Source organism: Pseudoalteromonas denitrificans DSM 6059 (assembly GCF_900112265.1).
Lineage (GTDB): Bacteria > Pseudomonadota > Gammaproteobacteria > Enterobacterales > Alteromonadaceae > Pseudoalteromonas > Pseudoalteromonas denitrificans.
Window position 1 is genome coordinate 164,014 of record NZ_FOLO01000005.1, and the last position, 24,347, is coordinate 188,360.

At 33.4% G+C, this 24,347-nt stretch carries 26 protein-coding genes and 1 riboswitch; of the genes, 5 read left to right on the forward strand and 21 right to left on the reverse strand.

The window, feature by feature from the left end; genetic code table 11:
* Positions 1–61: 61 nt before the first annotated feature.
* Both BM088_RS05285 and BM088_RS05290 read left to right on the forward strand, forming a co-directional pair.
* On the forward strand, positions 62–364 hold the full coding sequence (locus tag BM088_RS05285; RefSeq protein WP_091981092.1) for a hypothetical protein: 303 nt from the start codon (positions 62–64) through the stop codon (positions 362–364).
* Positions 365–429: 65 nt separating this feature from the next.
* Positions 430–2,754, forward strand: coding sequence for a methyl-accepting chemotaxis protein (locus BM088_RS05290; protein ID WP_091981095.1), 2,325 nt, complete (start codon positions 430–432; stop codon positions 2,752–2,754).
* Between the two features lie 42 nt (positions 2,755–2,796).
* Here BM088_RS05290 and BM088_RS05295 read toward each other — a convergent pair whose 3' ends face one another.
* Together BM088_RS05295 and dapA are read right to left on the reverse strand one after the other, a co-directional pair.
* The gene (locus BM088_RS05295) at positions 2,797–3,933 is read right to left on the reverse strand and encodes a DUF3300 domain-containing protein (protein WP_091981099.1); all 1,137 of its coding nucleotides are present in this window, start codon (positions 3,931–3,933) and stop codon (positions 2,797–2,799) included.
* 147 nt (positions 3,934–4,080) lie between these two features.
* Positions 4,081–4,995: a 4-hydroxy-tetrahydrodipicolinate synthase gene (dapA, locus tag BM088_RS05300; protein ID WP_091981103.1), complete on the reverse strand. Its 915-nt coding sequence runs from the start codon at positions 4,993–4,995 to the stop codon at positions 4,081–4,083.
* 171 nt (positions 4,996–5,166) lie between these two features.
* Here dapA and BM088_RS05305 point away from each other — a divergent pair, with 171 nt between their 5' ends.
* The gene (locus BM088_RS05305; RefSeq protein ID WP_091981106.1) at positions 5,167–5,817 is read left to right on the forward strand and encodes a DUF6058 family natural product biosynthesis protein; all 651 of its coding nucleotides are present in this window, start codon (positions 5,167–5,169) and stop codon (positions 5,815–5,817) included.
* 9 nt (positions 5,818–5,826) lie between these two features.
* On the opposite strand, the gene BM088_RS05310 is transcribed toward BM088_RS05305, so the two are convergent.
* The 4 genes from BM088_RS05310 to BM088_RS05325 all read right to left on the reverse strand — a co-directional run bounded on the left by BM088_RS05310 (position 5,827) and on the right by BM088_RS05325 (position 9,074).
* Positions 5,827–6,087 carry a hypothetical protein gene (locus BM088_RS05310; RefSeq protein ID WP_091981110.1) on the reverse strand — a complete coding sequence of 87 codons (261 nt, stop codon included), beginning with the start codon at positions 6,085–6,087 and terminating at the stop codon, positions 5,827–5,829.
* Positions 6,088–6,221: 134 nt separating this feature from the next.
* Positions 6,222–6,614, reverse strand: coding sequence for a cytochrome b562 (locus BM088_RS05315; RefSeq protein ID WP_177207956.1), 393 nt, complete (start codon positions 6,612–6,614; stop codon positions 6,222–6,224).
* Between the two features lie 103 nt (positions 6,615–6,717).
* Entirely contained in the window at positions 6,718–8,091 is a 1,374-nt protein-coding gene (locus tag BM088_RS05320) for a hypothetical protein (RefSeq protein WP_091981116.1), read from the reverse strand.
* 83 nt (positions 8,092–8,174) lie between these two features.
* Complete coding sequence (locus tag BM088_RS05325; RefSeq protein WP_091981120.1) at positions 8,175–9,074, reverse strand: Dyp-type peroxidase; 900 nt, start codon at positions 9,072–9,074, stop codon at positions 8,175–8,177.
* A 113-nt stretch (positions 9,075–9,187) separates the two neighbouring features.
* On the opposite strand from BM088_RS05325, the gene BM088_RS05330 reads away from it, so the two are divergent.
* Positions 9,188–9,952: a type 1 glutamine amidotransferase domain-containing protein gene (locus BM088_RS05330; RefSeq protein ID WP_091981124.1), complete on the forward strand. Its 765-nt coding sequence runs from the start codon at positions 9,188–9,190 to the stop codon at positions 9,950–9,952.
* A 132-nt stretch (positions 9,953–10,084) separates the two neighbouring features.
* Here the strand turns inward: BM088_RS05330 and BM088_RS05335 are convergent, their stop codons facing one another.
* Positions 10,085–12,328, reverse strand: coding sequence for an acyl-CoA dehydrogenase (locus BM088_RS05335; protein WP_091981128.1), 2,244 nt, complete (start codon positions 12,326–12,328; stop codon positions 10,085–10,087).
* A 209-nt stretch (positions 12,329–12,537) separates the two neighbouring features.
* Between BM088_RS05335 and BM088_RS05340 the strand changes: the two genes are divergently transcribed.
* Positions 12,538–14,061: a sensor histidine kinase gene (locus tag BM088_RS05340; RefSeq protein WP_091981131.1), complete on the forward strand. Its 1,524-nt coding sequence runs from the start codon at positions 12,538–12,540 to the stop codon at positions 14,059–14,061.
* 1 nt (position 14,062) lies between these two features.
* Here BM088_RS05340 and BM088_RS05345 read toward each other — a convergent pair whose 3' ends face one another.
* The 14 genes from BM088_RS05345 to BM088_RS05410 all read right to left on the reverse strand — a co-directional run bounded on the left by BM088_RS05345 (position 14,063) and on the right by BM088_RS05410 (position 24,317).
* Positions 14,063–15,181, reverse strand: coding sequence for a response regulator transcription factor (locus BM088_RS05345; RefSeq protein ID WP_091981135.1), 1,119 nt, complete (start codon positions 15,179–15,181; stop codon positions 14,063–14,065).
* Positions 15,182–15,315: 134 nt separating this feature from the next.
* Positions 15,316–15,696 carry a hypothetical protein gene (locus tag BM088_RS05350; protein WP_091981139.1) on the reverse strand — a complete coding sequence of 127 codons (381 nt, stop codon included), beginning with the start codon at positions 15,694–15,696 and terminating at the stop codon, positions 15,316–15,318.
* A gap of 1 nt (position 15,697) precedes the next feature.
* Positions 15,698–16,165: a Cys-tRNA(Pro) deacylase gene (ybaK, locus tag BM088_RS05355; RefSeq protein ID WP_091981143.1), complete on the reverse strand. Its 468-nt coding sequence runs from the start codon at positions 16,163–16,165 to the stop codon at positions 15,698–15,700.
* 51 nt (positions 16,166–16,216) lie between these two features.
* The gene (locus BM088_RS05360) at positions 16,217–16,837 is read right to left on the reverse strand and encodes an ATP-binding cassette domain-containing protein (protein WP_091981146.1); all 621 of its coding nucleotides are present in this window, start codon (positions 16,835–16,837) and stop codon (positions 16,217–16,219) included.
* Positions 16,824–17,513 (reverse strand): molybdate ABC transporter permease subunit, encoded by a 690-nt coding sequence (modB, locus tag BM088_RS05365; RefSeq protein ID WP_091981149.1) that lies wholly within the window; start codon positions 17,511–17,513, stop codon positions 16,824–16,826. Before modB ends, BM088_RS05360 begins: the two co-directional genes overlap by 14 nt.
* The gene (modA, locus tag BM088_RS05370) at positions 17,510–18,274 is read right to left on the reverse strand and encodes a molybdate ABC transporter substrate-binding protein (RefSeq protein ID WP_091981152.1); all 765 of its coding nucleotides are present in this window, start codon (positions 18,272–18,274) and stop codon (positions 17,510–17,512) included. The genes modB and modA overlap by 4 nt, the downstream gene beginning before the upstream one ends.
* A gap of 193 nt (positions 18,275–18,467) precedes the next feature.
* Positions 18,468–18,920 (reverse strand): molybdenum cofactor biosynthesis protein MoaE, encoded by a 453-nt coding sequence (locus BM088_RS05375; protein ID WP_091981156.1) that lies wholly within the window; start codon positions 18,918–18,920, stop codon positions 18,468–18,470.
* 4 nt (positions 18,921–18,924) lie between these two features.
* Positions 18,925–19,173 carry a molybdopterin converting factor subunit 1 gene (moaD, locus tag BM088_RS05380; protein ID WP_091981159.1) on the reverse strand — a complete coding sequence of 83 codons (249 nt, stop codon included), beginning with the start codon at positions 19,171–19,173 and terminating at the stop codon, positions 18,925–18,927.
* 86 nt (positions 19,174–19,259) lie between these two features.
* Positions 19,260–19,736 carry a cyclic pyranopterin monophosphate synthase MoaC gene (gene moaC / locus BM088_RS05385; protein WP_091981163.1) on the reverse strand — a complete coding sequence of 159 codons (477 nt, stop codon included), beginning with the start codon at positions 19,734–19,736 and terminating at the stop codon, positions 19,260–19,262.
* Between the two features lies 1 nt (position 19,737).
* Complete coding sequence (moaB, locus tag BM088_RS05390) at positions 19,738–20,283, reverse strand: molybdenum cofactor biosynthesis protein B (RefSeq protein WP_091981166.1); 546 nt, start codon at positions 20,281–20,283, stop codon at positions 19,738–19,740.
* A gap of 15 nt (positions 20,284–20,298) precedes the next feature.
* Positions 20,299–20,856, reverse strand: a complete 558-nt coding sequence (mobA, locus tag BM088_RS05395; protein ID WP_091981169.1) for a molybdenum cofactor guanylyltransferase — start codon at positions 20,854–20,856, stop codon at positions 20,299–20,301.
* Between the two features lie 3 nt (positions 20,857–20,859).
* On the reverse strand, positions 20,860–21,831 hold the full coding sequence (moaA, locus tag BM088_RS05400; RefSeq protein WP_091981173.1) for a GTP 3',8-cyclase MoaA: 972 nt from the start codon (positions 21,829–21,831) through the stop codon (positions 20,860–20,862).
* Positions 21,821–21,979: riboswitch (molybdenum cofactor riboswitch) on the reverse strand. Its footprint overlaps the gene before it by 11 nt.
* Positions 21,980–22,109: 130 nt before the next feature.
* Entirely contained in the window at positions 22,110–23,306 is a 1,197-nt protein-coding gene (locus BM088_RS05405) for an alginate export family protein (RefSeq protein WP_091981177.1), read from the reverse strand.
* A 186-nt stretch (positions 23,307–23,492) separates the two neighbouring features.
* Positions 23,493–24,317, reverse strand: a complete 825-nt coding sequence (locus tag BM088_RS05410; RefSeq protein ID WP_091981180.1) for a LysR family transcriptional regulator — start codon at positions 24,315–24,317, stop codon at positions 23,493–23,495.
* Between the last annotated feature and the right edge of the window lie 30 nt (positions 24,318–24,347).

The window sequence follows — 24,347 nt, forward strand, 5'->3', positions numbered from 1 at the left end:
ATTTTATGGAACCAAATCATTACAACGCTCTTCGATTAATACAATAAGATTATATTTACATATGAATAAATTTTTATTTTTAACTTCAATTATTGGATTAGGTTTAAATCTGAATTCTGTTGAGGCTACTGAAGCTTTCCCGACTCCCCATTTGGTCACTTCAAAATCCGCATTATTTCATGTTTTATCTTTAGATTTTAATCTTGAAAATGATGAATTTAAAAATATAAAAGACGGACTCGATTTTGATATTAGCATTTCACAGAAAATAGGCGTCAGTCTTATGCTAATAACTTTGAAAGTAAATAAAGCACTTGAAGTGGATTTTATATTTAATTCATACAATAAAAGTATTGAATTTTAACTGCCCTATTAGACCTATCGCATTAATACATGAAGTGATAAATTAAACATGCCAACGGAAACGCAATGAAACTCAAATCTAAACTCATTTTTCAAGCTATATTCTTAGCACTTGTACCAGCTCTAGTAACTGCACTTATTATTACCTTAGAAGCAAACCAGGCGTCTTTTAAAGCGTTAGAAAATAAGACAAAAGAAAGGCTCGTATCTTTACGTGAACTTAAAAAAACACAAATAGAATCATATTTTGGTACCATAAATTCGCAAATAATTACGATGTCTAAAAACCCAGCTGTAATAGATGCTAGTATTGATTTTGTTAAATATTTCAATGATGAACCTCTTGACAGCTTTGTCTCTGTCAGTGAAAGAAATAGCTTGTCTCGATATTATCAATCTGATTTTACTGAGCAGTTTAAAAGTAAAAACCCTAATTCATTAATTAATGCAAATTTAAAGGTGGCTCAATTAGATAACAGGAGTATTCATTTTCAAAATAAATACATCGCCTCTAATCAATTCCCCCTTGGACAAAAAGATCGTCTTCATTCTGGAGGAAGTTCAAAATATGATGAAACCCATGAACGTTATCATGCAATGTTCCAAGATTTTTTAACACGATTTGGTTATTACGACATTTTTATTGCAGATGCAAAAACGGGTAATATTGTTTATTCAGTTTATAAAGAAATAGATTACGCAACCTCGGTAAAGCATGGAGCATATTCAAATTCAGGCATTGGAGATGCTTTTAGACAATCTGTTAATGCTTATGATGTCAATCATACATCCATGATAGATTTTAAAAGTTACTTTCCATCGTATAACTTCCCTGCATCGTTCATTTCATCCCCTATCAAGAACAATATTGGAGAAACTGTTGCTGTATTGATTTATCAAATGCCAATCGATGGTATTAATAATACGATGACAAGCGACCAAAAGTGGCAGCATGTCGGTTTAGGCTTGTCAGGAGAAACTTATCTTGTTGGGCCTGATAAACTTTTACGTAGTGAAAGTCGTTTTTTAATTGAAGATAAGTCGAATTATATTAAAGCTTTAGAAATATCAGAACACCAACCCAATACAAATAGAATAAATATAAACAATTCGGCGATTGGTCTGCAATATGTCGATACTAAAGGGGTATCTCAAGCACTTCAAGGAATAGCTGATGTTGATGTATTTTTAGATTACAGAGACGTGCCTGTTTTATCGGCTTATACAAGTATTTCATTTGGTGGCTTAAAATGGGCATTAATGGCTGAAATTGATGTAGCTGAAGCTTTTTATGATGCTTATAAACTCTCAGATGATTTATTCTTTTATTCTATTTTATGCTTAATCGTAATTGCTATATTTAGCATTATTATAGGGTTATATATTACAAAAGTGCTGGTATCACCCATTAACGTTTTAGTTGAGCGTATTACTGATATTTCACAAGGTGATGGTGATTTAACTGCAAAGCTATCAATTGCGGAACGAAAAGATGAAATAGGCGATGTCGCTAAAGCATTTAATCAATTTGTTTTACACATTCGAAATTTAATTATAGATATCGATAAGCATGCAGGACAACTGGCTTCGGCATCTGAAGAGCTCTCTAGTGTAACAAAAGAAACCAATGAAGTTGTCACTTTACAAAAGGAAAAAGCTGATCAAGCATCTATTGCAATGCAGAACTTCACGGGCAATATTAGTGAGATGTCAGGTAATACTGAACAATCGGCATCTTTAACTCAGCGTGCAAATCAAGAGTCGATTAATGGTGCTGAGGTTGCTTTAAATACGCAAGAAGAAATTAATCATTTGGTGCAATCCGTTACACTTGCATCAAATGAATTAAAGGAACTTGAAATACAAGTGCAAGATATTACAAGTATTTTAAGTGTGATTGATAGTATTGCGGATCAAACAAACTTATTAGCACTTAATGCTGCAATTGAAGCTGCCCGTGCCGGAGACTCTGGGCGTGGATTTGCTGTGGTCGCGGATGAAGTTCGTATGCTTGCAGGTAAAACGCAACAGTCGACTGTTGAAATTCAAAATAAAATAGAATCATTAAAAATATCATCAAATAAGTCTGTTATCGCTATGGAGCGTGCTTCTAAACAAGCAATAACAGGTATCACTTTGGTTGAAGAGACAACCACTAGCCTGCATTTAGTCACAGAATTAATATCTGACGTGAGCAATCAAAATACTGAAAATGCGATAGTGGCTACTCAACAAAATGAAAATGTAGACGAAGTGAATCAAAATATTATTGATATCTCACGTTATACTGAAAATACTGCTGGTGCTTCTTTACAAACAGCACAAGCATCAAATGAACTCGCTAAACTTGCTATTGATATGTCAACGATTGTCAAACAGTTTAAATATTAATAACTAAATAAACCCTACTTGTTAAGTAGGGTTTATCTTGGATTAATGTCTGCTTATTTTGGCATGCCTGCCCTTTTGAGTGTTTGTACCTGCATTGCGATTATTACTACGAACACTTTGTGTTTTATGTTTATAAGATGTATTTGGCTTATTGTATTGGTTTTTATGTTGCTTATTAATAACTTTTACTTTTTGAGACCGTGATGTTTTAACGATAATTGCTTTTTTATTTTGAGAAGTATTTTTATACTTATTACTATTATTTCTGACTTGATACACTTTTGGCTGCGTTATGTTTCTGTGCACTGAATTATGGTTTTTATTTACAGAAATGTGCTGAGTGTGCGAGATGTTATTTCGATTTGATATATATTTTTGTTTTACATTAACAGATCTATAAGCAACATTATGACGGTGTTTTGGATTGTGATACCAACGTCTAGGTTTTGAAATAATCACATTATGATGATTATTTGGGTTATTTTGTCTAATAATGACATGACGATTATGCCAGTGGAAAGTACTAAAAAATGTATTAAAAGAAATATGTACCCTTGGATACCAAGAAATGACATTATGGTGGTAATGATTACCTGAATGATGTCTCCAATATACAGGAGGATAATGTGACCAGTGCCAGTTACCATATACAATGCGAGTATCATAATAAGGAACATATACAACTTCTCTTTCAATTGTTTTGATCACAATATTGTCACTTTCTTCGCTTATTTTAAGATTTTCCATTTCAGATAAACTGCCTGCCAGCTTGGCTTTATGACGAAGAGATTGAATACTTGTTAAAACTTTGCCTTCATCCTGTAAAAAAGCATCCCCTAATGTTTGTGTCCATTGTAAGTCTGTACTTAATTTTTCCATTATTTTTGGAAATGGCAGTAATGCCATGACACTTGGATCCCAATCTTTGCTCTCGACTGGAGTTCTTGGAGTTTCACTTTGTATTTGCCATCTGTGGGCTTGTACTATCTCTAGTGGGTAAGTTGATGCAATTAATATATGTGTTAATAGGCTATCAGGGTATAGCGCAATAGGGGCTAACATTTGTGCCAATTGTGCTTTGCTAAACTGTAATTTTTCATTTTCTTGTTGTGCATAAATTGATATAGAAAAAAAACTGATCAAAATAATGAAGGTAAATTTATTTATAATATTTTTCATTACTGCTTACTCTTTTTGGTATCTATTACCTATATTAAAGAGCATGTAAACTGAATCTAATCTGAATGGTATTATTGCAATTTAAAATCAAAAAAATGCCTTCTAAGAGAAGGCATTATTTAATCACAAGATTTGATTTATTTTAAACTAACAAATTATAAAATCATCATCAGACATGAGTTTTACATCTGAACCTACTAAGTCTTTTTGATTAAGGTCTTTCATTAAGGCCAAACCCGTTTCTCTTTGCTCAAGGGTTAATGGTAAATATGGCATTCTAAAAACAGGCTTTATAGCTGAAGTCATCATAAGTGCAGTGTTGATAGCAATTGGATTAGGTTCACAAAAAAGCCAGTTCATCAAAGGTTTAACTTGTTCATTCAAATCATCATTTTTGTGATTCATTAATTGGCGCATTAATGAAGGCGATAAATTTGAAGTCACTGAAATAACACCATGTGAGTTATACAAGTGACGGCCATCATGACTTTCATCATCGTTACCAGACCAACATGCAATGCCTTGCTTTTCATATTGTGCAATACGCGCGTTTCCAGCACATTCTTTAACACCAATAAAGTTTTTATGTTGTGCTAAGGGGATTATCATCTCAGGTGTTAGATCTTGACCTGTTCTTCCTGGCACGTTGTAAACAAACGCAGGTCCTAAGTCTAATAATCTTTTAAAATGCTCTTTAATTCCTTTTTCGGAAGTTCTACCATAATAAGGATTAATTTGAAGTGAGGCATGCATACCTGTTGCAAAGCCATATTCAGTTGCTTTTACGGCTTCTCTTGTATTATTACTACCTGTATTGCCAATAATAAAAAGCTTTGAAGAAAATTGTGTTACTGTATGAGCAATGAGCATTAGGTGCTCTTCCCAATTCATTAATTGTCCTTCACCGGTTGTACCACCAACAACAATACCATCTACGCCATTTTTTATTTGGGCATCGACTAATAAATCAAAGGTTTGAAGGTCAATATCTCCATTATTTAGATAAGGTGTTTTTATTGCAGTAATGAGACTTGCTTGTTTAATTTTTTCTATTGAGCACATGGGTATAATTTAATTTTTTAAATTTGACTCTTTGTATCATATTTTCGCAATAATTTGCAGCACTCTAAGTGTATTTGTATGGATTTTTTATATGAATTTAATAATTGACCTTGAAAAAGATGTTTAATTCTTGCAAAATACAACCACTGTATAAATCAACAGTGTTTAATTATGGGCTTATTTGAATATCTATCATCACATTATTATGATCAAAACCAACTATTAGAAGCATGCTCTCTTAATTTGGATCTTTTAACGCGCTGGCAAGATTTAGGTATTTTTCCAAAACCAGCTTATCGCTTAAATAGCCAAATAGAATGTAGTTCATATTATGGTTTGCACCAATGCAAGGAATATTGGGATTATTACGCCAGAGGCAGTGATAAATGGGCAAAATTAATCCATAGCAAAGAGAGTTGTTCGCCCTCTCAAGCATATGAATTATTCTTTAATAAATACTGCACTCACCTCTCCTACTTGCAAAACCAAGGTTTTTATTGTGAAGATGAGACTTTTAGTGAGCAATTAAATGAGCATGTTCAAACTCAGTGGCAGCATTTTATAAATGGTAAATTTTCTTTAACAACACAAAATGGTTTGATTGAAGAAATAGTAGAAATTGAAATCGGTATGATAGTTATTATGAATGTGACACAGTGCCATAGTATTACTGAGTTATCTGATGAAGACAAACAGCAGATAAGACAAGCACTTAAATATTTAAATAAATCACTGAGCCATTTTGCACCTCATGAAAGAGCGCAAAGTTATAGGGCCAAATATATCGATAAAACAATTGCTTTATATGATTTATCCATATAAAAATTTAGTTTAATGCCCTTGTTCGTAACGACCTCTGGCGATTTCAAATGCTTTAAGAACTTGACGGTCTACATCTGATAAATTGTCTAACCAATTATCTGCAATATCATCATCTTCATTTTCACTTATAGACTGGTACTGTGCGAGTAATGAAATAACTTTTGCAAGATTAAGATTTTGCTTTTCAAGTTGCTCAAAGATATCTAACTTTACATCATGCGATTCAATAGCAGTTAAACATTCACGGCTTAGTTGTGTATTTGTATTCATATTGCATTCACTTTAAATAAACCTGTACTATTTGTTATACCAGTGTTTTATGAATATGCCAGTATAATAGGAAATATAAAGTTTAACTGCCGATAAAGTGAGCGTAGTGTTTATTTAATAGCTAATTTAATGCATTAACCAAATATAAGTTGCCAAAAGTTTGGTTTATGATGTTTATGATATTCTTTTCTTAGTTTATCAATTGTTAGTATGTTTTTTTTCGCTTCTTCTAACTTCCCATTTTTATTTAGTAATTGAGCTTGTTGTATTTTATCTAATACTTTGTTTAAGCCTTCAATAGAAATTTGTTTTTTATCATTAGGGAATTTAGCTGTTTTACTCAATGTGACCAAAACTTTTAGCTTTTTTAAATGTTCTGAAAAAGTCATAGAATCACTTGCTTTAACAGCCCTTTTAAATTCTAACCCCATCTTTTTCATGTTAGCTTCAAGATCAAACTCTTTCGATTTTGTACTTGCCACAATTGTAAAGCTCATCAAGGAGATTAATATTAAAAAAAATTTCATTATATACCTACAGTTTAATTTTCGGCGCAAGTATATCATCGACTCAGCAATTATATATGCTTAATTTGTAAAGGGGCTTTACAGTTAAGATAATAAGGTCAGTTTAATCATTTTCTTTTAATGTAATCGCTTCAATATTAATGATCCCTGAACGGTTGAGTGTTATTTTATAGCGCTGTAACTCTTGTTTATTATCTTTATTCGTTTGTACTAAAACTAAATTAATTTGATACCGACGTTCGACCGCCTGTTTACTTATTTTATTACCTTCAAAGTTATATAGCTTTCCGTCACCTTTTTTTAAAAACCGTACAAAAGGTGCTAAATTGAACAAAATTTGTTCTTGTATTTCCCCATAGCCCGGCATAAAGTCTTTAACTAAAACTCTGGTATCACTTCTAAAGTGTAACAGCTGTGCATCTTGTTTATTTTGCTGTCGACGACTTTGAAATAGTGTATTTACTTGCAGAGGTAAGTCTTTTTTCGCAACATACTCGAGCCAAATTGTTTGAACAGCTATTTTTGTTTTTGTTGCACTATTAGTAAAAATGTTCTGCCACTTAGGTCTGCCTTTTTTTAGGTAATTCCAAATGAGTGTTGTAATATCATCTTTAAATATTTCTCGTAAACCATAAATAAATCCCAAAAAAGAAACTAATAACAAAGTAATTTCAGTAAATGATGACCTTGCTCTTAAAATAAGCATCATTACAAATGCCATGATCACAGCGGTAACTAAGCCGCGTACCATCTTTTTATAATTAATATTTAATGGCTTATTTTCTTTTTTAAATACCACTCCATATTCAATAAGTCGTTGTAATAAACGCATTTTGTTAGAAATTCGATTAGGGTCTTCTATTGTGGTGACAGAGTTATATTGATTCGCTTTACGGTACTCATTCTCAGTACGACATATTTCAAATAATGACTCTCTGACATGAACATGTTCACTGCTTTTTGGACCATTTGATAAAAGTTTTAAAAAGGATTGCTCTACATTCCAACTTAAGAAGTTATCTGCATTTTCAAAATATGAACTCAGCTTTTTATCAGGAGGCGTATAACGTCTTAATTTTTTGAGTAAAGATGATATTTGTTCAGAAATTTCAGCCGCTTTAATATAAAATTCATTTGCATCTTTAATTAACAAAGTTTGTTTTATATCAGTTTTAAGTGCGATACGAATTTGATAAGAAAATAAATTTAAGTTAACGCGATAGTCTTTTTGTTCACCTTTTTGTTTACTGATAAAACGGCTTCGTACCAAAGGTAAATGAAGTTGATCAGAATAATATGCACTTCGTGTATTAATGCTTGAATGAAAATAATTTTCTTCTGATAGAGTATGATGATTAATTCCCATTTCAACAGGAATAGAAAAATATAAGTCAAGCCTTTGATGTGCTTGAGGTAATAACTGGTGGCTAATTGAAAATGATAGGTTTTCTTCTTGATTCAAAGTTGTTTTATTCACTCGGGTGACAACCTCCTTGGTGAGAGCATATATGATAAGCTGGACAACTTAAGTCTAGCTTATCAAGGAGTTATTACAAATGTTTAATTGATTTCTACTAAACGATTTAAGTCTTTTACTGATGGTGCAAACCAATAAGATCCCGTTTTTGCAGTTGAAAATTCAATTAATCTGTCGTGAAGACCATCATCAGTTAATCCAAACATATGATTTAACTGACTGGTAAACCTTTGCATTTCACATGCAAAAGATAAAAAATATAAACCATGCTCTATTGTATTACCAAAAGGTGCACTTCGGCGGTATATTTTCATTGCTTTACCATTGATACTGACATCAGTTCTACTGACATGAGAGTTTAATGGCATGTCATCACCTTCAAGCTCTATCGAGTCGTGTTTAGTACGTCCTATAACTTGTTCTTGCTCTGTAATAGGCATATGGTTAAATGCTGGTAAGTTATGGCACCATTTTTGTGTTAATACATAACTACCGCCAGCATATTTATGATCTTGTGGAAGCAAAGCAACTTGGTGTTGTTCAGGCACTTTTGGATTCGCTGAGCCATCAACAAAACCAATCAGATCTCTATCATCATGGTAAGTAAACCCCGTTAAGTCGAGCGCAGTTGTTGCAATATTTTGAATGAGTTTATTAATCATCATTGCAGTATCAAAGTTTTTTGCAATCTCATTACTATGGATCCAAAATAAAACATCTCTTTGTGTACCTTGTGCATGAAAATCATTAATGCCGTTTAATGTTTCGAAGTTTTTTATTTCTAAAATATGTGTGTCATGCTCAAGTCGATTCAATAGTGTTTTACCAAAAGCAATTACAGTATTTACTTCATTTTGCATTTTTAGTACTTTTGATAAAACAGTTTTAATATCATTTAGTGATACGTTTTCATTTAGTTGGTATTCAAGAAAATAGAATTGATTACTAGATTCATCAAATATTCCAGGCTGCGGCGCAGACATAACTGTCTCCCATAAAATTTATCAATGAAAATAATAGCATATATCAAAATTAAAGACTTAACTCATGTATTTATATATATTAAATGAATCATTTAATATGAAGAATAATTATAATGGCAAAAACATTTAAAGTATTAGTTCCTCTGCCTAATTATGGCTGCGATCCTACTGAAGTTGCTATTCCATGGCTTTTATTAAAACAAGAAAATATATCCATCACTTTTAGTACACCAAATGGTGAAATGGCTGTAACAGATCAAATTATGTTAACAGGTCATAAGTTAGGTTTGCTTAAATCTATTTTACAAGCGAAGCCTGATGCGGTTAATGCATTTTTTAAAATGCAAAAATCTCAGGAGTTTCGAAATCCAAAAAAGTATTTAGATATTGACCCATTAGAATTTGATGCTTTACTTTTGCCTGGTGGTCATGACAAAGGTGTCATTGAATATTTAGAGTCTGATTTATTGAAAAGCTGTGTGCTTTCATTTTTTACAGAGAATAAGCCTGTGGCTGCTATCTGTCACGGAGTACTGATACCTGCAAGAACAATAGACCCAGAAACCAATAAGTCGGTTATTTATGATTTGAAATGCACTGGATTGCTCAAAAAGCAAGAGTTATTAGCATATTTTGCAACACGGCTTTGGTTAAAAGATTACTATCTCACCTATCCTGATACAACAACGCAAGACGAGCTTATCAAATCATTGAAAAACCAAAGTCAATTTATTACTGGCCCAAATCCTTTACTAAAAGATGACTTGCAACATCTAAAGCGCGGTTTTTTTATTAAAGATAAAAATTATTTATCGGCAAGGTGGCCTGGTGACGTTTACAACTTTTCACTAGAATTTATTAAAATGATCCAAAATTAAAAAAGCCTTGTTATTCCCTTAACAAGACTCCACGCTAGACTTCAAAATAAATTTTTCAACGATAAATAAAAACGTCACTATAAAACAGTGACGTTTTGATACATTGTTGATTGGGTTGTTATCTACAATTATTTAAGCTATTTTTCGTTCTACTTCGGTTGTATCTTTTGTTAATAAATTCATATCAAAATCAAATTCATCGACAGAAATAGCACGCTCACGTTTAGTGTTGTAATCTAATAATTTTTCTAATTCACCTTCTGTAATCACTTTAGCTGTAAGTGCATTGTTTAATGTAAAGTTAAACTTAGTACCAGATGTTATCGTTTTAGATTTTAATGCTTTTTTAACTTTGGCCAATAAATCCAAACAGTCGAGTTTCGCTAAATATGCTTGTTCATTAATGTCATGACCGCTATTAGGCGTTACTTTAACTAAATGTGTGAGTTGCTTTTTAATTTGAGTATCTAATTGTGCTTGTTTTGCTAATTCACGTACTAGATCATCACTGATTTTTGGCATTTTTTCATTATAAGTGAGTGTAATAAGTTTCATAAAATGTTTTGATGGCGCGGATGGAAAGTTATCTAGAAATTTAAATAACGCTTGCTCTGCCTGTTGTAATGACCAGCGTATTGCATAATGAAAATAAGCCTGAGCTTGCACTTTGTTTTCATCAGCTACTTTTTGTTCATAATAACGGATCGATGCCATCGCAGCATATAAATAACTCATTACATCACCTAAACGCGCTGATAACATTTCAGCTTGTTTAAGCTTGCCACCTAAAACTAATAATGAAAAATCAGCATAAACAGCAAGTTTTGAAGCCAGTTTATTAATTGCTTTTTCATAAGGGCGCACTTCTGAAAATCGAGAGCTGGCTTTTGCCGTAAATGGCATAAGTCCTAAGCTAAATGATCGCAAACTGTTTGAAACACTATAACCGACAGTATTGCGTAAGATTTTATTAAATTTAGCGTCAGATTTTGGGGCATCACTGTGAATTGTTTCAACCATGTCTTGCAAATATGGATGACAACGCATTACTCCCTGACCAAAGATCATTAAGTTACGGGTTAAAATATTAGCCCCTTCTACTGTGATCCCAATAGGTTGTGCAATATAGCCTTGTGCTAATGTATTTTGAGGACCAAACTGAATTGCTTTACCAGCTTGAATATCCATTGCTGAATTAAGAACATCTCGCCCAATTTCTGTCATGTGGTATTTAGCAATTGCAGTCACTATGGCGGGCTTTAAACCCATACCTAAACCTTCAGTGGTTAATACACGCATAGATTCTTGTAAAAATGCTTTGCCTGCAATATCGGCAAGTTTCTCTTGTATGCCTTCAAACTGACCAATAGATAAACCAAATTGCTCTCGTACAGCACAATATTCTGCAGCACTTTTAAATGACACCTGAGCCGTTGATGCACCCATCGCAGGTAAAGATATACCACGACCAGCACCTAAACAACTCACAAGCATCTTCCAGCCGTTACCTATATTTTTTTGGCCACCGATTATGAACTCCATAGGGATAAAAACTTTATCTCCTCGAGTTGTGCCATTATAGAAATTGACACCCATAGGTTTATGGCGATTGCCAAGCTCTACGCCTTTGTGATCATGAGGGATCAAGGCACAAGTTATCCCTAAGTTTTGTTCAGGGCTTAATAATTTTTCTGGATCTTTTACTTTAAATGCTAAACCTAATACGGTGGCAATTGGCGCAAGAGTGATATAACGTTTATCCCAAGTAACTTCTAAGCCTAATACTCTTTTACCCTGATAATCGCCCATAGTAACAATACCTTCATCAGGAATACCACCGGCATCAGAGCCTGCTTCTGGGCTCGTTAATGCAAAACAGGGAATATCTGTGCCATTTGCTAATCGAGGCAGCCAAAATGCACGTTGCTCATCAGTTCCATAATGCATTAACAACTCACCTGGTCCTAATGAATTTGGCACCATAACTGTTACTGCTACACCAGAGCTTTTAGTTGAAATGGTACCGACAATTGTTGAGTTTGCATAAGGGCTAAATTCGCGCCCGCCATATGCTTTTGGAATGATAAGGGAGAAAAACCGCTCTTTTTTCAAAAAGTCTAATATATCTTTAGGTAAATGATCGCTGTTTTGAATTTCAAAATCATCAATCATATTTAATAACTCGGCAACAGGCCCGTCAAGAAAAGCTTGCTCTTCAGATGATAACTTTGCAACTGGAATTGATCTTAGTCCATTAAAGTCAGGTTTACCTTGATAAATACCAGTTTCTAACCAAACATCACCGGCATCTAGTGCTTCTTGTTCTGTTGTTGAAATTGTAGGTAATACTTTTCTTAATGTCGTTCTAAGGCTCATAAATTACTCATCTGACCAGTTTGATTTTCCTTATTACGTCACAAAAATAGATTTAGATCAATTACTCTATTGGTTTTTTTTAACATTATTTTATCATTTAAATTGAGCTTTTTTAATTAAGTTATATTATTCAGTGGTTTAACTGTAGTTTGCTATTTTAAGTTTTATAACTTTAAAAAGTACAATGATAGAAAAAATTGGATTTATTTATGATTGCCTTGATTGGCAAAGCGTCTCTCGCTGCTTATACTTTAATCTATTTCATAGAGTACAGCATTGTGGTGTTTAAGCTTGATAGCTGGTCATTACGAAGTAAAGTATTATTGCCGACGCTTGTGATTTTATTAATAATCTCCTTTATTTATGTGTATGTTTTTACCAGTTTGTTTATCAATGTTAAAAATGATGCATTTAATGATCATAAAATTCTAATTAAGTTAGACCATCAAATAACTTATATAGGGTTAAATCAATCACACGCTAATGAAAAGCAGTTAAATAAGCTTGCGAAATTAGCCGAAAAATATCAAAAACATGTATTACATACTGATGGAGAAGATGATGAGGAATATCAGGTTGCAAAAAACATTTTGGGTTATGTGACAGAGTATATTGTGCAATATAATTTATATTTATCAAACAAATTAAATTCAGACAAAATATTTAATCTTCATATATTAAGTTTAGAAGTAAAGGTGTTAGCCGAAGTTGAAAAAGCGCTCGATATTGTTCAAGCAGAAGCTGATGAAGATCTTGAGGTGCTCTTGTATTATGAAATATTAAGTTCAATCATTTTTTTTTCATTGATTATGATTATGGTTATGAGAGGAATAAATAAAATTCTTGTTCCTTTGGTGGAATTAAGAAAGAAAATTGAAGAATTCAGCCCTGACGTCAACTTTTCTAAAAATCAGCCTATGAATGGTGATGAAATTAAAATGTTACTTCATGCGTTTAAAGAAATGGGTGATGATATTAAATATAAAGAAGTACAGTTAACATCAGCATTAATAGAGGCTGAAGAAACAAATAAATCTAAAAGTGCTTTTTTAGCTAATATCTCTCATGAACTGAGAACCCCTATGTTAGGTATTTTAGGGTTTGCTGAACTAGGGATGACCAAGATTGATAAAGTAGAAAAAGAAAAGCTATTTAAGTATTTTGTTCGTATTTTTGAAAGTGGCACTAGATTATTAAAATTACTTAATAACTTATTAGATTTATCTAAATTAGAAGCTGGGAAAATGCAATTTGATTTTTATGAGCAGTCAATACTTGTTGTTTTAAACGATACGTTAATAGAATTAGACTCATTAATTTCAAAAAATAAACTTAAAATAGAACTTGATAATCAGCTATTAGATTTTTCTTTAAATATTGATAAGCAGCGGATCCATCAAGTATTTTATAACGTATTATCCAATGCTATTAAGTTCTCACCTGAGCTAAGTACAATTAAAATAACGTTAGTTGAAACTGAGTTAACGAATGATGACAAAGCAATTAAAATAATTGTCTCAGATCAAGGAGTCGGAATTCCAAAGGAAGAACTAGAACATGTTTTTTGTATGTTTTCACAATCAAGTTTAACCAACACTGGAGCGGGAGGAACTGGTTTAGGTCTTTCAATTTGTAGGGATATTTTAGATAAGCATCAGGGATTTATATATGCTGAAAACAATAAAGAGCAAGGAGTCAGTTTTATTATTGTTTTGCCTAAAGTAATAAAATAACTTAAGGTTCGTTATTTTTATCTAATGCACTGACCACTTCCTTGCAAAAGTCTTCAATTGCATGATGGTCATCATAAACATTCATTAATTTAGTTACATTATCGTCAACTAAGGTTGTGATATGAATTTCTTGATCATCATCTAATCCTAAACCTAATAAGTCAGTTTCAAGTTGGTTTAATAATGCTTGGCTGATGCGAATAGCTGTTTTTTTTTGTTTTTGTAAATCAGACTGTATTTTTGTAATGCCTTTTTTTGTATTTATCATTAAAGCTTTATTGTTATCAGAATTTTTTTGTACTATTTGCTGTCTTAAAATTGAAGTAACCCGAGAGTTCACCCCTTCCATCAACATGCACAAGTGATCTAAGAGTCTGCCATACTTTTCATCATGTTTAGAAGGCATATTTTTAATTAATAATGAACAATTTTCAAAATTAAAAATACTTCGATTATTATGATTAAAAATTCGTCCTTGTTGTTTTGTCATTTGTAATAATTCAGATTCAACGGGTTTATATATGCCACTTGTATCAAATGTGGCAAGTACATTTCCAGAATGGGCATATTGCAGTGTGCCATTTAATGAAAATTGTTTTAATGTACTAAAAACCGCTTTTGTTAATGCGTCTAAATCATTACATTCAAACGAATGTCGTAAAAAGTTAAGCAGATGGCCTATTTCACCGCTATTAGTCATAGCCATCATTGCAATTTCATTAAGTTGAATATTTAACTCATGTTGTTTTCGTACAAACTTCAGCATGCTTTTAACTTTAAGTAGGAGTTCTTGGTTATCAAATGGTTTAACTAAATAATCATCACCACCCGCTTCATAACCTGATAACCGTTCCTCTAAAGATCCACGGGCTGAAACAAATAAAATGGGCAGTGCTAGACTTGGATCAGATTTTATCGCTCTACATATCTGATAGCCGTCCATATTAGGCATAGCAACATCAAGCAAAAGTACATCGGGAGTATTCTCTTTGAGAAATGTTAAACACTCAGCCCCAGAAGAGACACAACTAACGTGATAATCATCTTCTAATATTTCAGACATTAATTCTAAATTTAAAGGCTCATCATCGGTTACTAAAATATGTTTTCTTTCAGACATTATTTTGCCTAACTAAAAACTAAACTGTGGTATAAGTTTATACCAAATAAAAATGACTGCGAATAAGAGTTATAGTTTGTTATCAATTTTTGTATTTAAGGCGATAGTCAAAACTGTGATATCTAAAACGTAAGTTATTTATGCGCTTTGTTATGCCCCAAATCTAGATATGCTATGAGATAACCATATTCTTTATTATTAATTTTCCCTGCTTTATGCATGTCTTTTGCAAGTTTGTGAGTCCACTTTTTATTAAATGGAGGTGGTACTATGGTTAATTTTTTATCGACTAAAGATTTGTCTTGAACCATATAACCTTTTGCAATAGCCCGCTTAGTACAGTAACTTAAAATATATTCCACTGCATATTTATCAATTGAAGGTGCCCAGGTGTATTCCGTTTCACACGCTTTTTTTTGTTTACCATCTGGTGTGGTATATACGATATGACCTTGCGTACAAGATATCAAAAACATAATGAGTGACAGCAAAAATAATGAGCTGATTTTTGACATGTTAACCTCTGATCTCACTTAAGCTAGCCTGTAATAAAGTTACTAAATCACTAGGAAAAAGTGATATTTCTAAACCACGTTTACCAGCACTGATATAAATCTTATCAAATGCTTCTGCACTTTTGTCAATAAAAGTTGGAAGTCGCTTTTTTTGCCCTATAGGACTTACTCCACCGAGAATATACCCTGTACTATTTTGCACTTTTACTTTGTCTGCCATGATTACTTTTTTAACTTTGCATGCTTTGGCCAGCTTTTTTAGGTTAACCTGACTTTCAACCGGTACTATTGCAACAACTAATTGTTTTTTATCTGTTTCAAGTACTAAAGTTTTAAATATTTGTTTTGGGTTAGCGTCTAATTTTTCAGCGGCTTCTAATCCAAAAGAAGTGGCATTTTGATCATGATCATATTCATGAATGTTAAAATCAATATTATTGTTTTTTAGCTGTATTATTGCTGGAGTCATTTTAGTTATTAAACATTTTTATCAATAATTCATCATACAATTAATCCGCTGTTAATTTAAATAAATGATTTCATCACTGAGTGTTTTTAATTCATCCTCAATATGTGAAACATAAATTATGGATAAATCGAATTGCGTTTTTATATACTTCAAATATTTAAGTAGCTCTACTTTTTGCGCGGAATCTAGACCACTTAATGGTTCATCCATTAATAGCAATTGAGGAGAGCTTAATATTGCGCGTGCAATTGCCACTCTATGCTTTTCGCCTCCTGATAACATAAGGGGTTTACGCTGTAATAATGGCGTTAAAGAGAATGCTTCTACTACTTTTTCTAAACTAAATTTAACAGTAGTCGCACGTTTTAATGCATATTTTAAGTTACCTAATACAGTTAAATGTGGAAACAAACGTGTATCTTGAAATACAAAACCAATATCTCGCTTAAATGCGGGTTTAATAAAGTTTTCATCCGAGAGTTGTAAGGCTTCATTATTGAGCTTTATATTACCTTGTGCATTTGTCTCAAGACCTGCAATAATGCGCAATAAAGTTGTTTTACCACAACCAGAGTCACCGCTAATGCCTATACAGCGGTTTTTTAATTCGAAGTGATGTTTATATTTAAATATTTTTTGATTTAACTTTATTGAGCAATCAATCTGTAGCACGTTGTTGCCCTCTTTTTAGCATATTCATAATAATTAAAATGACCATGGAAAATATTAACAAACCTGCAGCCATATTATGGGCTTTTTCATATTGTAAGGACTCAACAGCATCAAATAAGGCGATTGATAGTACTTGAGTTTCACCGGGTATATTCCCACCTATCATTAGAATGACACCAAACTCCCCTACTGTGTGGGCAAAACATAACAAAGCAGCACTAATAATGCCATTCTTACAAATAGGTAAGACAACAGAAATAAAACAGTCTAAAGGTCTCGCTCCTAATGACTGTGCAGTTTCTATTAAACGCTTATCTAATTGAGAAAAGGTTGCCTGTAAGGGCTGAATGGCAAATGGTAAGGAGTAAATAAGAGAAGCAAATAAAATACCATAGAAGGAAAATGCCAATTGCTGCCCTGTTAATGCCTGATAGTGTTCACCTAATAATGTTTGTGGTGAAAATGCAATAAGTAAATAAAAACCTAAAACCGTTGGTGGCAGTACAATTGGCAGAGCAACTATTGATTCAACTAACATGGCAAACCAAGATTTACTCTTAGCTAACCACCAGGCAAGCGGAATGCAAAACAACATTAAAATTAGAGTGGTTGATAGTGCTAGCTTTAGTGTTAACCAAAAAGCAGTTATTTCAGTACTTCCAAAAGCAAAGTTCATATTTTTTCAACTGTTATAGGTTTTACCACTTCATAACCATATCCAATGATCTGATGTATTGCCTCAGGGGAACTTAGATAGGTTAAAAATTTTTTTGCAGCAGCTTTGTCTTTAGAACGCTTTAATATCACAGCAGCTTGAGGCACTTTTGCTTTATCTGAGGATAATATTTGATAATCTTGTCTTGGCACCTTAGTAGAAATTATATGACTTAACGCCACAAACCCTGCTGGGGCATTGCCTGAATGTACAATTTGAAATGTGGATGCAATATTATTACTTGTGATAAAAGTACCTTTAAATACTTCTATATTTTGAAACAATTCTTGTAAAATATTTTTAGCTGCTAGGCCATATGGTGCATGTAATGGATTTGCAATTGAGATCTTAATTTTGTCATTGTCTGATTGCTTAAGTTCATTCAAAATTACTTTTTTATTGGGAGAATAAAAAGCTAATATGCCAACAGCATAAATTACTTTTGAATTCTCATAGGCTAAGTCATTCTTTATTAATAAGTCAGGTCTTAGTTCATCAGCAGATAAAAAAACATCATAAGGGGCACCTGCTTTTATTTGCTGATATAAAATGCCACTTGATGCTGAAGAGATAGAAACCTCATTTCCCGTATTTTCTTGATATTGATTGATTATTTCACTTAAGGGTAATTTAAAGTTACTGGCGACTGCAACTCTAAGTGGTGTCGCAAAGGTTTTAAAACAAAGCAAAAAGATAGATATCAGTAAAAAATTAATTCGCATTCTTTGTATCTACGATCCTTAAAATAGTGTGTGTTAAGACTGTTAAATATAAACTCGGTTTATTGCTTAGCCGTGTTCTTTAGTCGTTTTTAATTATTGTATCTTGATAAAGCTCAACATCAAATGGTAGAGAATTAACTCATAAAAAACATAACTTAACAAGATTAATAAAGGTGATAAGGTGTTTTAATCATTATTGCCATTTTTTGAGTGCTTCTTTATCTTTTTGATTGGTCTCTACCCATACATCTTTATTGTGCTGTTTTCGAGTTTCTTTTTTCCAAAAAGGGGCTTCTTTTTTTAAAAAGTCCATAACAAACTGGGCACAAGAAAATGCTTCTTCTCTATGCGGACTGCTCACACCCACATACACTATTTGATCACCTAAATTAAGTTGACCCACTCTGTGTATGATATCAAGTTGATTAACATTAAACCTTTTTTTTGCTCTATCACTAATTTTCTCTAATGACTTTTGTGTCATGGCAGGATAGTGCTCTAAAAATAACCCTGTTACATCATGGCCTTGATTAAAATCACGCACTAAGCCAATAAAAGTAACAATCGCACCATCTGTGTTGTCTTTAGCGCGTAACATTGTATATTGTTTGTTTAAATCAAAATCAGCTTCTTGCACATTAATCATGAAATCAGCCACCCGTCACTGGTGGGAAAAAAGCGACTTCATCACCTGTTTTTATTTGGCTGCTTTCATCAACCATATCTTGATTTACAGCAACCAATGCATTATTCCCTTCAATAAACTCCGCCCATTTTGGACCTTTTTTTGCTAATAACACTCTTAGGTTCGCAACTGAGCCTAATTCAAAATCGTCTATCTGTATTTCTGAGCAATTTAATAACTCACGTAAACGACCAAAAAATAATACTTTTATCATCTATTAACCTTTATTTCAGGTAAATTTTATATCATTTCCCGAAAAATGCTTTTCGGGAAATAAATTATTTTTAAATCAGTATCAGGTTAGTCAGATAACTTGAAATGACCTGATTTTCCACCTTGTTTTTCTAATACTTTAATGTCGCTAATACGCATACCTGGGTCGACAGCTTTACACATATCAAAAATGGTTAAAGCAGTAATGGATGCAGCCGTCAAAGCTTCCATTTCAACGCCTGTTTGTCCAGCTAGCTTTGCTAAGGTTGTAATATTAATGCAGCTATCAGCCTCATTAAAACTAAAATCAACTTGCACTTTAGTGAGCATTAATGGGTGACATAAAGGAATGAGATCTGAGCACTTCTTAGCGCCTTGAATTCCTGCAATACGGGCAACTTGTAATACGTCCCCTTTTTTATGACCATTATCTTTTATAAGCGCAAGTGTTTCTGGTTTCATATAAATACGCCCTGATGCGCGCGCAATACGTTGCGTTACAGCTTTTTCTGTAACATCAACCATATTGGCTTCGCCCTGCTCATTTAAATGTGTAAAGCCCATATTAACCTCTGCTCTCACATTGTTCACTTGTAGAAGCTTTTAGTTGCGGTACAAAATTACATGGACGATGTGATGCATCTAGTTGTTCTTTTATGACATCATTCCATGCAGTTTTACAAGCGTTAGTTGAACCAGGCATTGCAAAAATAACTGTTTTATTTGCCATACCAGCTATCGCACGAGATTGAATCGTTGATGTACCAATTTGTTGGTAAGAGACTTGACGAAATAACTCACCAAAACCATCAACTTCTTTATCAAATAATGGAATGAGTGCCTCAGGTGTAGAATCTCGAGCAGTAAAACCCGTTCCACCTGTGATCATCACAGCTTGAATATGTTCAGAGGCAATCCATTGAGAAACGATGGCACGAATTTTATAAATATCATCAATTACAATTTTTTTATCGGCAAGTACATGACCAACAGTGTGTAGCCCGTCAACTAATGCAGCGCCAGAAGTATCATTTGATTCATCACGGGTATCAGAAACAGTCAATACGGCAATTTGTAACGGCTGAAATGGTGTTTGTGTTTTGTGGCCCATAATAAGGCTCCTTAATTAAAAGTAGTTTTTAACTGCGCACCAGTCACTTGGTGTATTCGCATTGGTTAAATAAAGGGGATCGGCCTGTGTTATTGTGTGTGCATTTTGCGTTTTTAACATGGCAAAAATTGAGTTTTTATATTTTCCATCAAGTGCAGCTTGTAAAAATAATTTGAGCTCTTTAGTTACTTTTACGATACAAGGAAGCATATGAGATTCAAAATAAACGGCTGTGTTAGATTGTTGGGCTGCATTTTGAAGTTGTATTAAATCTTGTACACGGATCAGCGGCATATCAACGGGTAAAATAGTTAACCAGGTATTATCGGGAATATGGTCTAAAGCAGCTTCAATACCTGCAAGTGGTCCTTGGTCTTGATATCTGTCTTTAATACCTTCACCTTGATTTCGACTCACTAATACTTCAGTGCATTTACTGTGTTCTAAAATATGTTTCGCTACGGTCAATAAGTTTGTTTTACCTTTAAGTAATAACGCTTTATCTGTTCCCATTCTAGATGAACGGCCACCAGCAAGTACTAAACCATAATGAATCGATGGTGTTTCAGACATAAATCAGCCTCCAAGCATTGCAAGGTCAGTTGTCGATCCTGAAATACCTTGATGTAAAAAATGCGTATCGGGCTTGTCTTGTAATATTTTTTGAATGAACTGGTCAAGTTCTGTTTCGCGACCTTTTACCATTAGATCACGTAAATTGTAACCAGATTCACCAAATAAACATAAGTGCAATTTACCAATAGCAGAAATACGTAGACGATTACAAGAGGCACAAAAATCTTTGCTGTAAGGCGCTATAAAACCAATGTGACCATTATATTCAGGATGACAAAACTCCTTTGCTGGGCCTGCATTTTTGCCACGTAAAATTTGCGCCCAACCGCTATTCTCTAGACGCTGACCAATTTCATCTGCACTGACATGGTTTTGTTTAAAGTACTCTGTATTATCAACAGTTTGCATTAATTCAATAAAGCGTAATGAAATAGGTGTTTCTTTTACCCATTCTATAAGATGATCTAATTGCTTATAGTTATATTGTTTTAATAAAACTGTATTAATTTTAACTTGTTTAATTTTGCTTTTTAGAGCCAAATCTATACCTGCCATCATTTCAGCCAAGTTATCGCGCCCTATAATCGCTTTCATCATGCGTGGATCTAGGCTATCACAACTAATATTAATAGCGTCTAAACCGCAATCAGCCCAAGTTTGAATTTTACGGTCTAGTTGATGTGCATTGGTTGTGAGTGCGACTTTTTCTATTCCTGGAGTCTCTTTTATCGCTGTAATTATTTCAGGTAAGTCCCGTCGCAAGCTTGGCTCGCCACCAGTGATCCTAATTTTATTGATACCGTGACGCGCAAAAGACGATACAACACTTTGTATTTCATCAAGTGATAAATAGTCGGGTTTGCTGTCGCAGCTATAACCATCGGGCAAACAGTAATTGCAACGATAATTACATAGATCTGTAATTGACAGACGTAAATAACTAAATTTACGCCCTTGAGGGTCTTGTAACATGTCAACACCTTTCCAAATAGTGGGAGGTTTAAAAATTTCTCTTTAAACCCTGGTGACTTACTTTGCTATGAAGCTTAAGTAGTCACGGCATTAACCCCTTGAACAATTTTTTGAACGAAGGCATTAAAGCTCGGAGTTGTTAAAATCTTATGTTTAATATAAAGATACTGAACGAATAAAGCTAGCTGGTTTTTGTGTAAGTGAAATATTTATGATTTAAATCATAAAAGGCTCAAAATATGAGCCCTTTAGTTGCATGATGTCTGTATATTTCTAGCCTAGAAATTTACATTTACCATAAGCCAAAGTTTACTTGTATCTACGCCATGATCATCAGCACTGTAATCGGCATATTTTATTAAACCAGTCACTTTTTTGCTGAATTTGTATTTTGCGGTTAAATCAATTTCAGAACCATAATCTATGCTATCTACATCTGAGCTGAAATCATGATAAGTAGCACTCACTGCGACAGGACCAATTTTAGTTGCAATGCCAGCAAAGATATCTTCAATACCAGCGCTTGGCGTACCTAAGAATAAATCGGCAAAACCTTGAAACTTATGCAGAGTTGCTAAAGGTGTTGAAAATGCAACGCCATTATCGCTGCCTAAACTTTCAATACCCGCTTTAAGTGTAATGGAGCTGACCTTAAAGCTTGCATCAAGGGCGTAATAATCAGCACTAAAATCTTTTAAACTATCTGCTGTATCTGATTGGCTCGCATAGCTTGCGTGTAATTTTAAGCCACCAAATTTACCATTATAATCAAAACCTAATGTTTGGGTTGATGAGTTTGCCGACATGTCATAATCTAAGTCATATACAAAACCCGTTATCTTGTGTGCTTTATTAAACTTGTAATTTACTGTCGCTAACTGAAATGCGCCTCTCATATCTGGTTTGCCAGATGAGTTACCAAAAATACGGTTAATATTGTAAATATAAGAATAATCAAAGTTAAGAGATTTATTTACAGCATATTGTAAACGGTATCCATCATAAGTTTGCTCATTTTGACGCCAGCCTACTCCACCTACAAAACGTTGTCCATTATGTAAAATACGTTGACGGCCAAAAGTCGCTTTCAAACCGCCATTCTTGTAATTTAATGAAATTTGATTAACATCTGTACCTTCAGGATCTGCAACAACAGAATACGCACCTTTACCATTATCTGTACTATTATATTGGCCAGTTGCAGTAACGTTATCAACTTCAGCAAGTACATTAAAACCTTTAAAATCTGCGGTTCTGTAAGTTAAGCGTGTACGTAATGTACCTGCATTAGCATCTTTGCTTGCGTTATCTTGATCAACATTTTCATATCGTGCGCGCATGTTGATTTTAACTGTTCCCTCTGCAACAGCATTTGTCACAGATGAACCAGAATCAGCCAAGGCTATTTGACTAACACCTAAAACACTTGAAAGTGCTAAAACTATTTTAGATATGCTGAAAATTGCTTTTTTCATTTTAATCACCTACTTAGTTGACTTGCTACTTAATGTTGTAATTACTTTGTTGGCGCTAAAGATACGCTTATTTGTAGGTCAGAAATTGATTAAAATCAACTTTTTAAAAAAAATTATAAAAATTTTGAACTTTATGTGAGGTTGAGTTGTCAGGTTAAAGAATTAGTAACATAGTTTTTAAATTAATTAACAAATATCAACTAAAGTTGATATTAAGGGATCTTCTTTTCTTTCAGTTGTATAAGCCAAGCCTATGTCTTTAAATAAGTTCATATTTTGTATAGGTTTAAATATCACGGCGTTCGCTTCCAAAATTTCATGCCAAGTAGGAAGCAAAGCTGCACCAACACCAGCACTGACTAATTGCCACGCATATTCTATTGTTCTGATATTAGCCCTAGTTTGAAATTGAATATCCTGTGCCGTTAATTGGACTTTTAATTTGTCTAATGCATCACAAGGAGTGCGATTTATGAAAGGTAAATCAGATAAATCATTAATTGTAATATGAGACGTTTTAGCTAGTGACCAAGCTTTAGGTAAGGCTAATTCATATGTATCAGTCCAAATTGGAACAAAACTTTCGTTAGCATTTACAGATTGTGATAAAACGACTCGGGCATCACAAGTTTCATGAGGGTCAACTAAAGTAATTTCTAAATTATCTATTTTATCAGTGAGTTTAGTCAAAAGGTGGCTCATACGTTTGGCACCTAATGAACGCATTATACCCAAGCGTAAAGGAACAGGAGTTGGTCCATCAGCAAATAAATTTAGAATTGTTTTACTGTTCTGCCCCATTTCTTTTGCTAAAGGGTAAAGTTTTTGCGCAGCAGCAGTTGGTGCAACTCCACGAGCATGGCGGTTGAAAAGCTTTGTTGATAAAGTCTCTTCTAATTGTTTGATTGCAGTCGTGATTGAAGGTTGGGAAACAAAACAATTTCTCGCGGCAGCACTGACACTTCCATGTTCATATACAGCTTGAAAATATTTGAGTGTTCTTAATTCCATTCTTTAATTCAATATACTGGACTGAGACAA

What these genes read in the sequence shown, in the direction of transcription:
- modA (WP_091981152.1), bottom strand. Translation starts at nt 18,274, where the DNA reads ATGCGAATTAATTTTTTACTGATATCTATCTTTTTGCTTTGTTTTAAA.
- ybaK (WP_091981143.1), bottom strand. Translation starts at nt 16,165, where the DNA reads ATGACTCCAGCAATAATACAGCTAAAAAACAATAATATTGATTTTAAC.
- moaB (WP_091981166.1), bottom strand. Translation starts at nt 20,283, where the DNA reads ATGGGCCACAAAACACAAACACCATTTCAGCCGTTACAAATTGCCGTA.
- BM088_RS05290 (WP_091981095.1), top strand. Translation starts at nt 430, where the DNA reads ATGAAACTCAAATCTAAACTCATTTTTCAAGCTATATTCTTAGCACTT.
- BM088_RS05375 (WP_091981156.1), bottom strand. Translation starts at nt 18,920, where the DNA reads ATGATTAATGTGCAAGAAGCTGATTTTGATTTAAACAAACAATATACA.
- moaA (WP_091981173.1), bottom strand. Translation starts at nt 21,831, where the DNA reads ATGTTACAAGACCCTCAAGGGCGTAAATTTAGTTATTTACGTCTGTCA.
- BM088_RS05330 (WP_091981124.1), top strand. Translation starts at nt 9,188, where the DNA reads ATGGCAAAAACATTTAAAGTATTAGTTCCTCTGCCTAATTATGGCTGC.
- BM088_RS05405 (WP_091981177.1), bottom strand. Translation starts at nt 23,306, where the DNA reads ATGAAAAAAGCAATTTTCAGCATATCTAAAATAGTTTTAGCACTTTCA.
- BM088_RS05285 (WP_091981092.1), top strand. Translation starts at nt 62, where the DNA reads ATGAATAAATTTTTATTTTTAACTTCAATTATTGGATTAGGTTTAAAT.
- modB (WP_091981149.1), bottom strand. Translation starts at nt 17,513, where the DNA reads ATGAACTTTGCTTTTGGAAGTACTGAAATAACTGCTTTTTGGTTAACA.
- BM088_RS05305 (WP_091981106.1), top strand. Translation starts at nt 5,167, where the DNA reads ATGGGCTTATTTGAATATCTATCATCACATTATTATGATCAAAACCAA.
- mobA (WP_091981169.1), bottom strand. Translation starts at nt 20,856, where the DNA reads ATGTCTGAAACACCATCGATTCATTATGGTTTAGTACTTGCTGGTGGC.
- BM088_RS05310 (WP_091981110.1), bottom strand. Translation starts at nt 6,087, where the DNA reads ATGAATACAAATACACAACTAAGCCGTGAATGTTTAACTGCTATTGAA.
- moaD (WP_091981159.1), bottom strand. Translation starts at nt 19,173, where the DNA reads ATGATAAAAGTATTATTTTTTGGTCGTTTACGTGAGTTATTAAATTGC.
- BM088_RS05325 (WP_091981120.1), bottom strand. Translation starts at nt 9,074, where the DNA reads ATGTCTGCGCCGCAGCCTGGAATATTTGATGAATCTAGTAATCAATTC.
- BM088_RS05295 (WP_091981099.1), bottom strand. Translation starts at nt 3,933, where the DNA reads ATGAAAAATATTATAAATAAATTTACCTTCATTATTTTGATCAGTTTT.
- BM088_RS05340 (WP_091981131.1), top strand. Translation starts at nt 12,538, where the DNA reads ATGATTGCCTTGATTGGCAAAGCGTCTCTCGCTGCTTATACTTTAATC.
- BM088_RS05345 (WP_091981135.1), bottom strand. Translation starts at nt 15,181, where the DNA reads ATGTCTGAAAGAAAACATATTTTAGTAACCGATGATGAGCCTTTAAAT.
- dapA (WP_091981103.1), bottom strand. Translation starts at nt 4,995, where the DNA reads ATGTGCTCAATAGAAAAAATTAAACAAGCAAGTCTCATTACTGCAATA.
- BM088_RS05335 (WP_091981128.1), bottom strand. Translation starts at nt 12,328, where the DNA reads ATGAGCCTTAGAACGACATTAAGAAAAGTATTACCTACAATTTCAACA.
- BM088_RS05410 (WP_091981180.1), bottom strand. Translation starts at nt 24,317, where the DNA reads ATGGAATTAAGAACACTCAAATATTTTCAAGCTGTATATGAACATGGA.
- BM088_RS05350 (WP_091981139.1), bottom strand. Translation starts at nt 15,696, where the DNA reads ATGTCAAAAATCAGCTCATTATTTTTGCTGTCACTCATTATGTTTTTG.
- BM088_RS05315 (WP_177207956.1), bottom strand. Translation starts at nt 6,614, where the DNA reads ATGAAATTTTTTTTAATATTAATCTCCTTGATGAGCTTTACAATTGTG.
- moaC (WP_091981163.1), bottom strand. Translation starts at nt 19,736, where the DNA reads ATGGGCTTTACACATTTAAATGAGCAGGGCGAAGCCAATATGGTTGAT.